8 protein-coding genes are annotated in these 16816 nt (G+C 40.6%); 5 read left to right on the forward strand and 3 right to left on the reverse strand.

The window, feature by feature from the left end; all coding sequences use genetic code 11:
* The first annotated feature begins 215 nt into the window (after window positions 1–215).
* On the forward strand, window positions 216–2144 hold the full coding sequence (locus F0919_RS05915) for a polysaccharide biosynthesis protein (RefSeq protein ID WP_150031782.1): 1929 nt from the start codon (window positions 216–218) through the stop codon (window positions 2142–2144).
* Window positions 2145–2197: 53 nt separating this feature from the next.
* Here F0919_RS05915 and F0919_RS05920 read toward each other — a convergent pair whose 3' ends face one another.
* From F0919_RS05920 to F0919_RS05930, 3 genes are all read right to left on the reverse strand, one after another.
* Window positions 2198–2638: an energy transducer TonB gene (locus F0919_RS05920; RefSeq protein WP_150031783.1), complete on the reverse strand. Its 441-nt coding sequence runs from the start codon at window positions 2636–2638 to the stop codon at window positions 2198–2200.
* Window positions 2638–3456, reverse strand: coding sequence for a peptidase associated/transthyretin-like domain-containing protein (locus F0919_RS05925; protein ID WP_150031784.1), 819 nt, complete (start codon window positions 3454–3456; stop codon window positions 2638–2640). The genes F0919_RS05920 and F0919_RS05925 overlap by 1 nt, the downstream gene beginning before the upstream one ends.
* A gap of 63 nt (window positions 3457–3519) precedes the next feature.
* Window positions 3520–3954, reverse strand: a complete 435-nt coding sequence (locus F0919_RS05930) for a GNAT family N-acetyltransferase (RefSeq protein WP_150031785.1) — start codon at window positions 3952–3954, stop codon at window positions 3520–3522.
* A 262-nt stretch (window positions 3955–4216) separates the two neighbouring features.
* On the opposite strand from F0919_RS05930, the gene F0919_RS05935 reads away from it, so the two are divergent.
* The 4 genes from F0919_RS05935 (at window position 4217) to F0919_RS05950 (ending at window position 16813) form a co-directional block, all read left to right on the forward strand.
* Window positions 4217–7588, forward strand: a complete 3372-nt coding sequence (locus F0919_RS05935; protein ID WP_190277284.1) for a DUF7948 domain-containing protein — start codon at window positions 4217–4219, stop codon at window positions 7586–7588.
* Between the two features lie 41 nt (window positions 7589–7629).
* On the forward strand, window positions 7630–8766 hold the full coding sequence (locus F0919_RS05940; RefSeq protein WP_150031787.1) for a DNA polymerase III subunit: 1137 nt from the start codon (window positions 7630–7632) through the stop codon (window positions 8764–8766).
* A gap of 304 nt (window positions 8767–9070) precedes the next feature.
* Window positions 9071–10564 (forward strand): cysteine--tRNA ligase, encoded by a 1494-nt coding sequence (cysS, locus tag F0919_RS05945; protein WP_150031788.1) that lies wholly within the window; start codon window positions 9071–9073, stop codon window positions 10562–10564.
* A 774-nt stretch (window positions 10565–11338) separates the two neighbouring features.
* Complete coding sequence (locus tag F0919_RS05950) at window positions 11339–16813, forward strand: T9SS type B sorting domain-containing protein (RefSeq protein WP_190277285.1); 5475 nt, start codon at window positions 11339–11341, stop codon at window positions 16811–16813.
* Window positions 16814–16816: the final 3 nt, after the last annotated feature.

Below are 16816 nucleotides of genomic sequence, written 5' to 3' on the forward strand. Positions count from 1 at the left end.
ACCTCACAATTGTTTATTAATTGTCCATTATCGACAATCCTGACAAAAAACAAAAATCTACTTTTACTTCATTCAGAATTGATAACAAACACTATATAATTAAATAAAAAAACGTAGAATAATTAGGAGAAAATGAAATGAAATTTATCTAATTTATTGTAAAATAACTGAATTTATATCTTTACATTTGCTTCATAATTCAAGACAGATTCCCTATGGCCACTCAAAGAATACGTCTCGCCCCCAGATGGATCATATTCCTCATTGATTTAGGTTGTTGTGTTTTAGCGATGTCCGCGGCATTCCTTCTGCGTCTGAATTTTAACATTAATGAAATCAATCATTATCCATTACCTAAAATATTAGCAATTACATTAGCTGTAAATGCTTGCTTATTAATTGCATTTAAAACATATGCCGGCATTGTACGTTATACTTCCGTTGAAGATACAGGAAGAATTCTGTCTGTAAACACATTAGTATGTTTAATATTTTTACTGATAGAAAACATTTACCCAAAAAGTGTCAATACCGGCAGCGCTGCTCTGTTTCCGGCATCCGTACTCTTAATATACTTCCTTTCAATAAATTTTTTATTGATTATTTATCGTCTGTTTGTAAAAAGGGCCTTTCATTATTTGTTTTCCGTTCGCAAAAAATCAATTAAGGCAGTTATTTACAGCGCTGGTTTTGAAGGAATTCTTGCAAAGAAAATGATTACGGATAATCAACGTTCCGATATTAAAATTATTTCTTTTATTGAAGACAACGAAAGGCTTATCGGCAAAATAATTGAAACAACTTCGGTTGTCAGGGCTAATAAAGCCAATATGGAAAGACTTAGCCGAGAAGGTGTGGAATTATTGATTATTGCCGATCCTTATATTAAAAAGCAACGCTTAAATGATCTGGTTGATATTTGTCTGGAGCTTAACATCAGGATTCAACAGGTTCCTTCAAGTGAAAAATGGATTAACAATACGCTTGAGCCCGATCAACTGAAAAATGTAAACATTGAACAGTTATTGGAAAGAGATATTATTAAAATAAAGAACGAACAGGTAGGTAAAGAAATCAGAGGTAAAAAAGTATTGGTAACAGGGGCAGCAGGTTCAATAGGAAGTGAAATTGTCAGTCAGTTATTACAATATAATCCGGCAATTATTATTGCCTGTGATGTAGCTGAAACTCCTTTACATGAGTTAAGTATTTCATTGGATCATGAAGCAAAAGTGAAAACCTTTATCGGTGATATTTGTGACAGAATAAGGATGGAGCAGATATTTGAAATTTATGCTCCTGATATTGTTTATCATGCAGCTGCATATAAGCATGTGCCGTTAATGGAAGAGCATCCTTCCGCCGCTATTCTGAACAATGTATCAGGAACAAAAATATTGGCGGAATTATCTGTTGCCTATAATGTTGAAAAATTTGTCATGGTTTCAACAGACAAAGCTGTTAACCCTACAAATGTAATGGGCGCTTCGAAAAGGGTTTGTGAAATCTTCATTCAATCTCTTTACAAAAACATTGCAGTTACCCAGCATAAATCAGGTAATTCCAAAGCCCAGCCAAGAGTTACCAAATTTATCACTACACGCTTCGGAAATGTATTAGGTTCCAATGGCTCTGTTATTCCATTGTTTAAAAAACAACTGGAAGAAGGTGGCCCATTGAAAGTAACACATCCTGAAATTACCCGTTATTTCATGACTATTCCCGAGGCTTGTCAATTGGTTTTGGAAGCCGGCGCGATGGGTAAAGGTGGCGAAATATTTGTTTTTGATATGGGAAGCCCGGTGAAAATTGTTGATTTGGCTAAAAAGATGATTCGCCTTGCAGGCAAAGAACCTGAAAGAGATATTGCAATTGAATTTACAGGTTTGCGTCCGGGTGAAAAATTATATGAAGAGCTGCTTAATAATGCAGAAAACACCATGCCGACCTATCATGAAAAAATATTGATTGCCAACGTAAGGGAATATGATTTCGCTACTATTCACAACGACATCAATAACTTAATAGACCTGGCGCAAAAACATTTCTTAATGGAGACAGTGATTAAAATAAAAGAAATTGTTCCGGAATTCATCAGCAACAATTCCATTTATCAAAAACTGGATATACCACCGGGAAAATAATTTTCTTTAAGATTTAAAAAAGGCAATTCTATGATAGAGTTGCCTTTTTTAAATTACCTGTCTATCTTAAACACAACAGGCAATACCTGTAAAGTCCTTATTGGCTTTCCTTTTAATAAAGCCGGATGCCACAAAGGCATTTGTTTTATTACACGGAGCGCTTCTGCACCACAACCTGCAACAAGATCCCTTACAATTCTGATATCTTCTATTTTACCTTTCTCTGTTATAATAAAAGATAAAAACACCCGTCCCTCAATTCCATCTTCTTTAGCTTGTTCCGGATACCTGAGATTATCAGTAAGATATTTCTTTAATTGCTCTTTGCCACCGGGAAATTCGGCATCTCTAATATTAGCCGTTTTCTTTGAAGATTGTTCCTTACTAATGCGTTTTTGTGCATGGACAGGCACAGAGAGACTCAATGCTATGGCAAATAAAAATACACATAGCGGCAAAGACCGTAATTTAGAATGGAATGTAGCTTTAGTCATCAATGCTTTTTCTTTTTAAAAATATTTTTGATGCGTTGAAAAAAGCTCGGTCTTTCGATTTTTATGACCATATCACCACTTGTAGAATTTTCTCTTAAATAAATTCCCCCAGCTACAGGTGGACCATATGGTATCTCCATAATAAAAGGCTCCATCTCAGAAAACGGATAACGATAAAGTTGTATCTCCTTTTGTTGTTCACCTTCATCAAACGTAACATATTCTTCTCTGATAATAGTCCCTGCTATTTCAGGAGAAGCGCTTGGCTGATAGTTTGCACTTATAATAATTTTCTTTCCCTGAAAAGAATCAGGCAGTACAAATTGAAAATGTCCTTCTGCATCTGAATATTTCACATAGCTTATTCCTGAAACGGTGATTTCCATACCTGTTAAAGGTTTCTTTGTATTAAAATCCTGAATACGTCCCTTGATGATCAATTTCCTGCCATCTCCGGTATTTGTGTGAGCAGTTTGTTCTATGGATGAAACAGGCAGCTTTTGGCCGAAAGAATTGTTTACCAATGTTTGCAATAAGATAAATGATGCAGCGACTTTTGAAATAACAAATAAAAAAGGGCCTGATGATTTCTCTCTGGCAATAGCTATTGGCCGGTTCAATTGCGATTCATCAAATCTTCCGCAAGCCCTGCTGCCAGTATTGCTGATAATCTTTATCAGTTCGGAATCAGTCATGTGACTGAAATCAATTACTATCTTTTCACAACTTGTACAGAAGCGTCCGCAGGCATTGGGCTTCATTCCTTCCCAATTTTCGTGGCAGGGTTCGGGTATTTGAATAATTACAGACCTGGACATGTTAAGCAGACTGATTTTCTTTAAGACATTACTTTATACGATAGACGAGATTTCTTTACTTTCTCAGACCAAAGCCTTTGTCATTTTCTTATGAGGCAACCCCACTTCATAAAAAATTTCTCCCACAGTAAAGTAACCAAGCTTTTCATAAAAAGGAACAGCCGTTTGGCGGGCATGTAAAATGATATTCTTTTTGCCAAGTTGAATAGCATATAATTCCGCAGCCTCGATTAACCTTCTGCCAATTTGCTTTCCCTGTTCGTTTATATCAACAGCCATTTGCCTTAACTTAAAAGTTTCAACATCGTAATGTTGCATCAATACACAACCTTTAACGGTTTGTTCTTCTTCAAAAACAAAAATCAATTGATCCGTTTCAGCAGCCAAATCATCATCATAAATATTCAGACCCAAAGGAGCTCTCAGTATTCTTTGCCTTAATTGAATTACTTGTTGATAGAAAGGATGGTCAGTTGCAATAATCAGAATGGAATGCATGAAAGCCTGTTTGGTTGAAGAATTAAAACTACAAAATAATAGGCTTTGAAGGGGAAATTATATTTTGAAAAATAACAAAGCCAACATCATAAATACCACATAAGAATGGAAATTTTGAAGCCCTTCTATTATAAAAAAATAAAAATGTAGTATTTTGACAGAGAAATTTTGCTCCACAATGGGGAAAAGCGATGCTAATCACCAACTTTTTGTTAAATATCAAGGTCTTATAAAGACCGCCATTAACCAAAAAACCATCCTTATGAACCTGAAGTATATGCTCTCCTTTTGTATTTTATGGATTTATAGCAATGCCGTTTTTGCGGGACCCGGGCAAATAGATTTCGTACGGAATGAAAATCAATTCCCCAAAGAAGTACTCTTTAAGGCTGATCTGCCGGGTGGTGCAGTTTTTCTTACACAGCAAGGATTTACCTATAATTATTTCCAGCTTCAGGATCTTGAACACATTCATGACCGGATGCATGAAAAGCAAAATGTAGAAAATGATATTGTTCATTTTCATGCTTATCAGGTTTCCTTTGCGAATGCAAATACCAATCCTGCTATTGTTGAAGAAGATAAACAACCTTATTACAACAATTATTTTTTAGGAAATGACGCTTCAAAATGGGCAAGTCATGTTCCATTATTCAAAAAAGTAACCTGGAAAAACATTTACAATGACATTGATGCGGTTGTTTACAGTAAAGGCGCCTCATTAAAATACGATTTTATCATCAGCCCTCAGGCCAATGCAGCGCAGATTATTTTAGACTATAAAGGCCTTACACCAACAATCAACAAAGAGGGCGGATTAGTACTTAAAACTTCGGTAAATACGGTAATTGAACAAGCGCCTTATGCTTATCAAATAATAGATGGCAAAGAAGTAAAAATCAATTGTAATTTCAAAAAAACATCTACAGGACAAATTACTTTTGAATTTCCGGATGGTTACAATAAAACTTTGCCACTTGTAATCGATCCCATTCTTGTCTTCAGCACTTTCAGCGGCAGTACAGCAATGACTTACGGGTTTAGCGCAACTTATGATTTGTCCGGAAGTTTATACGCAGGAGGAGAATGCTTCGCCGTAGGTTGGCCGGTTAGTTTGGGGGCTTATCAGGGGATATTTGGCGGCTCTGTGGATGATGGCATCAATAAATACAGCAGCGATGGTACAACCAGGATTTATTCTACTTATTATGGCGGCAGCTCGGTAGATTACCCCAATAATATGATGGTTAACCTCAATAATGAATTGGTTGTCAGCGGAGCCACGGGTTCTACAAATTTACCTACCACTGCAGGCTGTTATGATAATACTTTTAATGGGCAAACAGACATTTATATTGCCCGTTTCAGCATGGATGGCAGTCAGTTAAAAGCAGCCACTTACCTGGGTGGCAGTGGTAGTGATGGTACTAACTCATCGGTCCTTAGCCCTAATTATGGAGATGCCAACAGGGGCGAAGTGCTTACGGCAAATAATGGCCGTATTTTAATAGCCAATAGTTCCAGCTCGACTGATTTTCCTGTAACATCCAATGCTTATCAGTCTGCAAATGCAGGCGGCCAGGATGCGGTTGTTTGTGAATTGGATTCCAACCTTACCACCTTGTATTACAGCACTTATTTTGGCGGAGTTTCAGAGGACGCAGCCTTATCATTAGTAATGAACAGCAGTAATCAGATTGTAATTTGTGGTGGAACCAGAAGTACAAATTTTCCTGTAACCAGCGGCTCTTACCTTGTCACACCTCAAGGCGGAACGGACGGATTTGTAAGCATATTAAGTCAGACAGGCGGACTCGTCCACTCCAGCTTTTTGGGAACTTCAACTTATGATCATGCTTACAAAGTACAAATAGATGAACTGGACAATGTTTATGTTTTAGGACAAACCACTAACACTTCTACTTTTCCGGTTTCTGCCGGAGCATTTAATGTTGCCAATGGTAATATTTTCATTCAGAAATTGAACCCCACGCTTTCCACGTCATTATTATCAACAAGAATGGGAAATGCTACGGCAACGTTATTTGTACCGACTGCATTCATGCATGACGTTTGCGGCAATACCTATTTCAGTGGGTTTGACGCATCAAATAACAGTCCCCTTTCTGCTAATGCTTATCAAACAGCTCCGGGTAGTTTCTGGTTAGGTGCTTTAAGTCCGGACTTCACTACATTACTTTACGGTACTTTTTTTGGCCCGACCGGAACACATGTGGATGGCGGCACCAGTCGGTTTGATCCGTCAGGTATTATCTATCATTCCGCCTGTACTTCAAATAGCGCTTTCCCTACCACACCAACCGCTGTTTCTCCTACTAAACTGACCGGAAGCTGGGATATAGCCAGTTATAAATTCAATATGGAAGTGGGTGCTGTTTTAGCTGATTTTACATTGGCAAACAATGCAAATGATACCGGCTGTGCCGATTACCATGTCACCTTCGAGAATCTAAGCCAGGGCGCTACCAATTACTGGTGGGATTTCGGGAATGGAGATACCAGTATTCTTTCCAATCCTTCTTATACATTTCCGGAAGGGCCGCATACTATTACATTGGTTGCAAGCCGCGCCACAGGTTGTCATTTGAAAGATACCGCCACGATGGAAATCTTTGTAAAACCCGGTAACAAACCTTTGTTGCACCTTCGTGATACTTTTCTCTGCGACCCCGTTTCCCTTCAGTTAAACTCTAATGTCAGCAATATCAGTACAGCACTCAGTTTCCATTGGGAACCTACAAATGCTATCCTTACCAATCCCAATCAGCCATCAGTTATAGTTAATCCTTCACTTGCAACCGACTTTACGGTTTATGTAGATAACAATGCAACAAGCGAATGTGTAGATACTGCTATGGGAACGGTTCATATTACTTTAAAAGATTACAGTACTATGAAAGCCCTTCCCGCCGACACTATTATTTGTCCGGGAGATACAATTTTAATCACCGCTTACGGCGGGCATCAATATACATGGTCGCCCAATGAAAGAATGGAAGACCCGAATCTTGCTGCAACTCACGTTTGGCCGAATCAGGGAATGCTGTACATCGTTACAATTACAGATGACATGCTTTGTAAAACCGACAGGACCGTAAACATTCATATGGCGCCGCCTCCAACCATTTTCGCAGGTCTGGATCATGACATAAAACGCGGAGAATCCGCACAGATAAATGCAAATGCTATCGGTACTTTTTACTGGATGCCTGCAGGCGCTATTATTCCCGGAAATATTTTAAATCCTGTAGTTACGCCACAGGTAACCACAACCTATTATCTCTATGTGACATCACCAACCGGCTGCTCCGCAATGGATTCGGTGACGGTAAATGTAACCAATGCTTTATTGCCTAACGCTTTCAGTCCAAACGGAGACGGCACTAACGATATTTTTAAATTGGCTATTCAGGATGAACGCGTTCATCTGAAAGATTTTAGTGTTTACAATCGTTTTGGCCAGAGAGTATTCTTTACAAAAGATATCAACGAAGGATGGGATGGTTATTATAACAATAAAATAGCCGATTTAGGCGTCTATTTTTACTACGTAAACTATATTATAGGCGAAAAAACTTATAACTTAAAAGGTGATGTCACGCTCATCCGGTAATTTTTTGCTTCCATAAAAATATCCCCGCTTATCTTTGTCGCATGCAATTCAAAGAAGTTATCGGTCAGGATTTGGCAAAAAAAGGATTACTTAACCTTTGGCATTCAGATAAATTGCCCCATGCGTTAATGTTAGTCGGCAAGGAAGGCACAGGTGGCCTGCCTATGGCATTGGCATTGGCGCAATTCATTTTTTGCGAAAACAAACAGGCAAATGATTCCTGTGGCGACTGTGCAGGTTGTCATAAAGTCGGCAAGCTGGCACATCCTGATTTGCATTTTTCCTTTCCATCCATTTCACCTAAACCCGGACAAAAAGCTTCGAGCAATGTCTTCATGAACGATTTCAGGGAGTTTGTAAAGCAATCTCCCTACGGATCCACTTTTGACTGGTTACAGTTTATTAATGCCGAAAATAAACAAGGCAATATTACCGCAGAAGAATGCCGTGAAATGATTGATACGCTTAACCTTACTGCATTTGAAGGAGGTTATAAAATCCAGATTATCTGGCGGCCCGAATATTTAGGCAAAGAAGGTAATATCCTGTTGAAGCTGATTGAAGAACCTCCGCAAAAGACTTTGATATTGATGGTGGCGGAAGATGTAGAAGATGTATTAAATACTATTCTTTCCCGCACGCAACAAGTACATCTGTTGCCTTTAATGCCCGCTGAAATAGGCGAAGCTTTGGTTTCAAAATACAATACCGAACCAAGAAGAGCGGCTCAGGTAGCACAATTGGCTGATGGTAATTTTGCGCATGCGCTGCAATTACTACAATATTCCGGCAATGACTTGCTGTTGCCATTAAGGGAATGGTTTAATGGTATCTTCACCAATAACGGACTGACTTTAAACAAATGGGTGGAAGACCTGGCTAAACTTGGTCGCGAACAGCAAAAGAATTTTTTGTTGTTTACCCAACAATTGCTGGCCCATGCATTGAGGATGAGCCTTATTCCAAATCATCATCCTGCATTGCCCGATGACGAAGCTACTTTTGCAGGGAAATTAGCCCAGAGAAATTTTGCGCCTTCCGTTTTTCAGGCAATGGACGAAGCCATCAATAAAACCGTTTACCACATTGAAAGAAACGCCAACTCAAAAGTACAATTACTGTATCTTTCTATACAAATGCAATATCTGATTCAAGGCAATGAACTGAAAGCATTTTAATAGAGCTGAAAACTATCGTGACGCGGCTTTTTAGATTTGTCAACTTTCAAAAAGTTGACAAATCTAAAAAGTTGACAAATCTGAAAGCCGGCTATTAAAATTCTGATGCAATTTGACTCAATATCTCTGCGCAGCTTCGCGCATTTCTCCAATGCTTCCTTGCTCCGGAAGATTAAAAGCCGGATCGGAGGCAGGGCTTGCAACATAAGCCATTAAAGCGGTCATAGTTCATTTTTGACTATTGAAATAGCCTGCCGAACTTATTCCCAACTAAACCTTATTTTTGCGGGTCATAATAAATACTATGTCCAGTTTACATCTATATAATTCGTTCAGTCGCCAGAAAGAGGAATTCAAACCCATTACCCCCGGTCATGTCGGGCTATATGTGTGTGGCCCTACTGTCAGCGGTGAATCGCATCTGGGACATGCCCGCCCATATATCACATTCGATATCGTAAATCGTTATTTGCAACATCTGGGCTATAAAGTGCGCTATGTACGTAATATAACAGATGCCGGCCACTTTGAAGAAGAAGGCCGTGAAGCGGAAGACAAAGTGGCAAAAAAAGCCATTCTTGAATTGCTGGAGCCAATGGAATTAGTTCATAAATACACCGAACTTTTTCATTGGGGCATGCGCAAATTCAATAACCTTTCACCTTCCATTGAGCCGACAGCAACGGGCCATATCATAGAACAAATCAACATGATTGAGGATATCATTGCAAAAGGCTATGCTTATGTAGTGGATGGTTCCGTTTATTTTGATGTAAAAAAATATGCTGCCGGATATCCTTATTTAAAACTTTCAGGCAGGGTATTGGAAGACTTGCTGGAAACCACACGTGAATTGGAAGGCCAGAATGAAAAACGCGATAAGGCTGATTTTGCTTTATGGAAAAAAGCGCCGGAAGAACATATCATGCGCTGGAAAAGCCCCTGGGGCGAAGGTTTCCCCGGCTGGCATATTGAATGCTCCGCTATGAGCAGTAAATACCTGGGCAAACAATTTGACATTCATGGCGGCGGTATGGATTTACAATTCCCACATCATGAAAGCGAGATTGCACAAAGCACGATTGCACATGGTTGTGCTCCGGTAAATTACTGGATGCACAATAATATGATTACTATTGATGGCCGTAAGATGGGTAAGAGCTATAACAATGTCATCAAACTGACTGAATTATTCAGTGGGGAGCATCCTATTTTAGAACAGGCTTATCATCCGATGGTGATACGTTTCTATATTTTGCAGACACATTACCGCAGCACATTGGATTTTTCAAATGAAGCTTTGCAAGCCTCTGAGAAAGCGTTGAAACGCATCTGGGAAGCTTATGAAGTGTTGAAAAAATTAACTTCACCTGAAAGCGAAACAGCAACGGATAAAGATCTGGATAAAAAGGTTCAGGACTTTTGCAATGCTTGTGCAGATGATATGAACGATGATTTCAACACGGCAAAAGTGCTGGCAAACCTGTTTGAGCTTGCACCCATTATCAATGGTATTAAAGGTGGGCAAATAAAGCCGGATGCACTAAGCGCAACAACATTTGCATTATTGCAAACCACTTTCAAAACTTATCTTGAAGATATTCTTGGCCTGCAACCATTGCAACAAAACAATGACAGCAAACTGGATGATGTATTGCAATTGGTTATTGAAATGCGCAAGGAAGCCAGACTCCGGAAAGATTACACCGCTTCTGACAAAATAAGGGATATGCTTGCTGCTTCCGGCATTTTGCTGAAAGATGAAAAAGGCGGTGAGATGAGTTATACCATCGAATAACAGGCGTTTAAAAATCATATTATACTAAGGCTGTCCGGAATTCCGGACAGCCTTTTTTGTTCGTTCAGTTATCTGATTTCTTGAAGGCATGTATTTTATATTTTAAATTGCCTGACATGAATGGCAACAAACACCCCCTTTAACTCGTCTGAACATAGCTCTTAGCCCGTCCGAATGGCGCATACCCCTCGTTCCGAGACAGGTCACACCCCGTCCTACTAATGCTTTTACCCCGTCTGAACATAGGCCTCACCCCGTCCTGATGGTGCATTACCCCCGTATGCCTATGGGTCAAAACCCGTTCAATCTATATTCATACCCCGTACGGGAATGAATCATAAATCGTTCCGCTAATGCTTTTAACCCGTTCCGGGACGGGTCAAAACCCGTAAAAACTATAATGAGCACCCGTAGCCGACGGGGTTTGACTACCTCTCTTACGGGTAAAGACCTACGTCCGGAAGGGTAAAGACCTATTCTAACAGATATGTGGAAGTAAAAAAAGGAAGGAGCCTAAAATTCAGACAGCCTCTTTTTATGCTACAAGATGTTTAAAGCCGGGATGCTTCTCTTTAAACCGCTTTTCAACAGAGCATAATATCAAGCCACCAAACCTTTTGCTAAAATTATGCAGTCTTACATAATTAAGCATTAAATAACTTATCTTTAAGTTTAAAAAATCTCCATTTTAATCTCAAAATAGATTAAAATGGAGAATTCATTGTATTTAATATTAATATTTCGCATACAACTATTTTATAAAAAATGAACTATATGATCAAATTTCTTCGATTTGCACTACAAATAACACTTCTATGTCTTGCATTAGTACATGAAGCAGGAGCGCAAAAAACAGATATTGGTCCTGAAGCAAGCAAAAGTAATTTCACATCATTCAATAAAAAGAGGCAGGCAACAAATATGGCATTATGGCGTCAGCTAAATGATCCCAAATACTATAACCATCCTGAATTCGGGATATTGCCTGCAGATGCTCCTAATGAAAACTGCATTGAAATTTACAGCGAAAGAACGGCTGATAAACGCTTTTTCCGGGATGCTGCTGATACTACAAAGTATTATTCGCAACAAGCCCTTGGCCATCTCAACATCTTAAAGAGCGGCCATTGGGAAACGATTGATCACCGGCTGCAATCCGTCGGTTATAAGATATACAAGTCAGCAAATTGTGCGGAACCTGTCGTATTCAATCTGAACACCAACGATCTTGCCATAAATACTGCATTAGGAAAAATTTCCTTTAACCGCTGGCATTTGATTGCAAAAGACGGGATGCAGGAACAACGGCTGGCAGAAGCAAATCTGCAGGACTATACTGCAGGAGAAGACGGCATTTACGTAAACAACATTTTTAATGGTATAGATGCCGAGCTAAAAGTATACAGAGGTGCTGTTAAAACAAATTTCATAATCAAAAGCATGCAATATGGAAAGCATGATATGCTGATATTCAGGGATGAGTTTTCGGGAACAGGGAATACAAAGCTGGAATTCATGGCTGACCCTATGCAGAAGTACGGAACAGGTGAAGTTGCAGTATTTCATAATGGCAACGATGTGCTGCACATTAACCAGGGGGTTGGATATGTGAAAGACCAGGGCAAAGACGCAATGATAGAACTGCAATATCAGCTCAATGGTAGTACATTAGACATATTGGTGCCGGGTCAATGGATTGAAGATAATGCGGGACATCAAATCATAATCGATCCTTTAGTTACCGGTACCGCGACTCTTGCGGCAAATGCTATAGTTGGTTCCGGATTCAGTTTCAATTGTTATAATGCTTACTGTGCTTATAACCTTAATGCCAACGTCCCTCCCGCAGCTACAATAACCAATGTGGCTTTTACCTTCACATATATAGCGAGTGGAGCTTGCTGGAGAAATGATGGAGGGTTTTCTTTTCATACCGGGAATTGTATGAGCCCTTCTGCCAATGGAGCTATTTACTTCTGTAATCTTGCAGGTGGCGGCAGTTGCTCGGGCACTAATTTTTCTATAATGGATGATGTAGCAAATTGTTTGCCTGCCCCTTCCTGTGCAGCTCAAACAATTCCGTTTCAGATGAGGTTTTACCGTTGCTTTAACCCTTCACCGGGTTGCAGTGGTACCTGTATCGGAGCGGGTTCTCCCTGGACTATGACAATTACAGGGCGTACGGTAGAATTTCAAAATCCAAATAATGCCATTACGCTTTCTGCAGCCAGTATTTGTCAGGGCGAATCTGTTACTGCAACAGCCGCAGCCGCGGTATTCGGCGTTCCTCCATATACTTATTCCTGGAGTCTTAATCCAACCGGAGTTCCGGTGGCAGCTACAGGATCACCTGCCAATATTATACTTAATAATCCCGGAAACAACACGATATATCTAAGGGTCAGGGATGCATGTGACAATACTATCACAGCACAACGTAATATCACAGTACATCCTGTTATTACTGCGAATGAGAACATCACCATCTGCGCCAACCAATTGCCTTATACATGGAACGGCATGATGGTAAATTCAGGCGGCAACAATGCTGCGACTTTCACAAGTCCTGCAACAGGCACAGGATGTGATAGCATTACCACACTTAACCTTACAGTTAATCCAATACTTATCGTAAATGAGAATATTACCATCTGCACCAATCAATTGCCTTTCACATGGAACGGCATGATGGTAAATACAGGTGGCAATAATGCGGCAACCTTTACAAGTCCCGCAACAGGTACGGGATGTGATAGTATCACGACACTCAATCTGACAGTCAATCCGACGCTTGCTGCAAATGAAAACATTACCATCTGTGCCAACCAATTGCCTTTCCTATGGAACGGAATAATGGTGAATATGGGCGGCAACAATGCAGCGACCTTTACAAGTCCCGCAACAGGTACAGGATGTGATAGTATCACCACACTCAATCTGACAGTCAATCCGACGCTTGCTGCAAATGAAAACATTACCATCTGTGCCAACCAATTGCCTTTCCTATGGAACGGAATAATGGTGAATATGGGCGGCAACAATGCAGCGACCTTTACAAGTTCTGCGACAGGCACAGGGTGCGATAGTGTAACCACACTCAATCTGACAGTCAATCCTACACTTACCGCAAATGAGAACATTACCATCTGCGTCAACCAATTGCCTTATACTTGGAATGGCATAATGGTGAATATGGGCGGTAACAATGCGGCTACTTTCACAAGCCCTGCAACAGGTACAGGTTGCGATAGTGTAACCACACTCAATCTGACAGTCAATCCGACGCTTGAAGCGAATGAAAACATCACTATTTGTTCCAGTCAATTGCCTTTCCAATGGAACGGCATGATGGTAAATGCAGGCGGTAACAATGCGGCAACTTTCACAAGTTCTGCGACAGGCACAGGGTGCGACAGCACAACCACACTCAACCTTATAGTTAATCCGACGCTTGCGGCAAATGAGAACATCACTGTTTGTTCCAGTCAATTGCCTTATACATGGAACGGCATGACGGTAAATGCGGGCGGTAACAATGCGGCGACATTCACAAGTCCCGCAACAGGCACGGGATGTGATAGCATTACGACACTTAACCTTACAGTTAATCCTACACTTGCTGCAAATGAAAATATTACTATCTGTGCTAATCAGTTACCGTACACCTGGAACGGAATAATGGTGAATATGGGCGGTAACAATGCGGCAACTTTTACAAGTCCTGCAACAGGCACAGGGTGCGACAGCACAACCACACTCAATCTGACAGTCAATCCTACACTTACCGCAAATGAGAACATCACCATTTGTTCCAACCAATTGCCTTTCCAATGGAACGGCATGACGGTAAATGCAGGCGGTAACAATGCAGCGACTTTCACGAGTCCCGCTAATACAACAGGCTGTGATAGTATTACCACACTCAATCTTACAGTTAATCCGACGATTGCTGCAAACGAAAACATCACCATCTGCGCCAACCAATTGCCTTATACTTGGAACGGAATAATGGTGAATATGGGCGGTAACAATGCGGCAACTTTTACAAGCCCTGCAACAGGCACAGGGTGCGACAGCACAACCACACTCAATTTGACAGTCAATCCTACGCTTGCGGCAAATGAAAACATCACTATCTGTGCCAACCAATTACCTTTTCTCTGGAATGGGATGATGGTGAATATGGGCGGCAACAATGCAGCGACTTTCATAAGCCCTGCTACCGCAACGGGATGTGATAGTACAACAACTCTGAACCTTACAGTCAATCCTACACTTACCGAAAATGAAAACATCACAGTTTGTGCCAATCAGTTGCCTTTCTCATGGAACGGAATGATGGTGAATATGGGAGGCAATAATGCAGCAACTTTCACAAGTCCCGCAACAGGCACGGGATGTGATAGTATCACGACCTTGAATCTGACAGTTAATCCTACGCTTGCGGCAAATGAAAACATCACTATCTGTGCCAACCAATTGCCTTTTCTCTGGAACGGGATGATGGTAAATGCGGGTGGTAACAATGCTGCGACATTTACAAGCACTGCGACAGGTACAGGTTGCGACAGCACAACAACCCTAAACCTTACAGTTAATCCTACGTTTACTGCTAATGAGAATATCACCATCTGTGCCAACCAATTGCCTTTTTCCTGGAACGGAATAATGGTGAATATGGGCGGTAACAATGCGGCAACCTTTACAAGCCCTGCAACCGGTACAGGTTGTGACAGTGTAACTACCTTGAACTTAACAGTTAACCCAACGCTGGCGGCAAATGAAAACATCACCATCTGTGCCAATCAATTGCCTTTCCTTTGGAACGGGATGATGGTGAATGCAGGAGGCAATAATGCTGCGACATTTACAAGTCCTGCAACAGGCACGGGATGTGATAGTATCACGACCTTGAATCTGACAGTTAATCCGACACTTGCAGCGAATGAAAATATCACTATTTGTTCCAGTCAATTGCCTTATACATGGAACGGCGTGATGGTAAATGCGGGAGGTAATAATGCGGCTACTTTCACGAGTCCTGCAACAGGCACGGGTTGTGATAGTATCACGACTTTGAATCTGACAGTCAATCCGACACTTGCAGCGAATGAAAATATCACTATTTGTTCCAGTCAATTGCCTTATACATGGAACGGCATGATGGTAAATGCGGGAGGTAATAATGCGGCTACTTTCACGAGTCCGGCAACAGGCACGGGTTGCGATAGCGTAACAACATTGAACTTAACAGTCAATCCCGTACTTATGGCTAATGAAAACATTACTATCTGTGCAAATCAATTGCCTTTTCTCTGGAATGGCATAATGGTAAATATGGGCGGCAACAATGCAGCAACTTTCACAAGTCCTGCAACAGGTACGGGCTGCGATAGCGTAACTACACTTAATCTGACAGTTAATCCTCCACCTGTTATTGCCCCGATATTAACAATAACAGATTGCGACTCTGTCACCTTTGAAGGCATTACTTATATAGCAAGTCAAATATTACAGGACACTTTTTATAATGTGAATAATTGCGACAGTTTATACAGGACGATAGATATCCGGATATCAGAATCATCAAAAACCGAAATCATCGCAGAGATTTGCCAGGGAGAACAGTATCGTTTTGACGGTGAGTTTTATCAAAACCCGGGAGTCTATACTAAAACTTATAATGGCAGCGGCGGCTGTGATTCCATCCGGGAACTTACATTGACAGTACACCCTCTTCCTGTATTAACCATCGACATTGCGCACGACCCATTAATTTGTGTCGGCGATACATTAACGATGACGGGCAGCGGAGCAGACCGATACAATTGGTTTGTAAACAATGTACATGCTTCAGCGTTTAATCCTGCTAACATTCCGCTTCCATTGAAAGAAAACACTATTGTAATTCAAGGTGAAAGCACTTTTCAATGTGTTGATTCAACAAGTATTTTCGTTGCCGCCGAAGATTGCTGCGGTATTTCAATCCCAAATGCGTTCAGCCCGAATAGCGACGGCCTTAATGATAAATTCGGCGCCATTACGGCAGGACATCCAAGGTCATATAAGATTCAGATATTTGACAGATGGGGTAAAAAGGTTTTTATTTCTTACAATATTTACAGTCAGTGGGATGGAACTTTCAATGGTATAATGAGCGATGTAGGGACGTATTTTTACCTGATTCAATCTGAATGTACAGATGGTTCCTTGTTTCAGAAAAAAGGCGAGGTGATATTGTTACGATAACAA

Origin of the sequence: Taibaiella lutea (assembly GCF_008629695.1) — a bacterium.
In the GTDB taxonomy this organism is placed as follows: Bacteria; Bacteroidota; Bacteroidia; order Chitinophagales; family Chitinophagaceae; genus Taibaiella; species Taibaiella lutea.

Bases quoted from the DNA above. Each gene is read 5' to 3' on its own strand.
- F0919_RS05915 (WP_150031782.1), top strand. From the start codon at position 216: ATGGCCACTCAAAGAATACGTCTCGCCCCCAGATGGATCATATTCCTC.
- F0919_RS05940 (WP_150031787.1), top strand. From the start codon at position 7,630: ATGCAATTCAAAGAAGTTATCGGTCAGGATTTGGCAAAAAAAGGATTA.
- cysS (WP_150031788.1), top strand. From the start codon at position 9,071: ATGTCCAGTTTACATCTATATAATTCGTTCAGTCGCCAGAAAGAGGAA.
- F0919_RS05930 (WP_150031785.1), bottom strand. From the start codon at position 3,954: ATGCATTCCATTCTGATTATTGCAACTGACCATCCTTTCTATCAACAA.
- F0919_RS05925 (WP_150031784.1), bottom strand. From the start codon at position 3,456: ATGTCCAGGTCTGTAATTATTCAAATACCCGAACCCTGCCACGAAAAT.
- F0919_RS05950 (WP_190277285.1), top strand. From the start codon at position 11,339: ATGATCAAATTTCTTCGATTTGCACTACAAATAACACTTCTATGTCTT.
- F0919_RS05920 (WP_150031783.1), bottom strand. From the start codon at position 2,638: ATGACTAAAGCTACATTCCATTCTAAATTACGGTCTTTGCCGCTATGT.
- F0919_RS05935 (WP_190277284.1), top strand. From the start codon at position 4,217: ATGAACCTGAAGTATATGCTCTCCTTTTGTATTTTATGGATTTATAGC.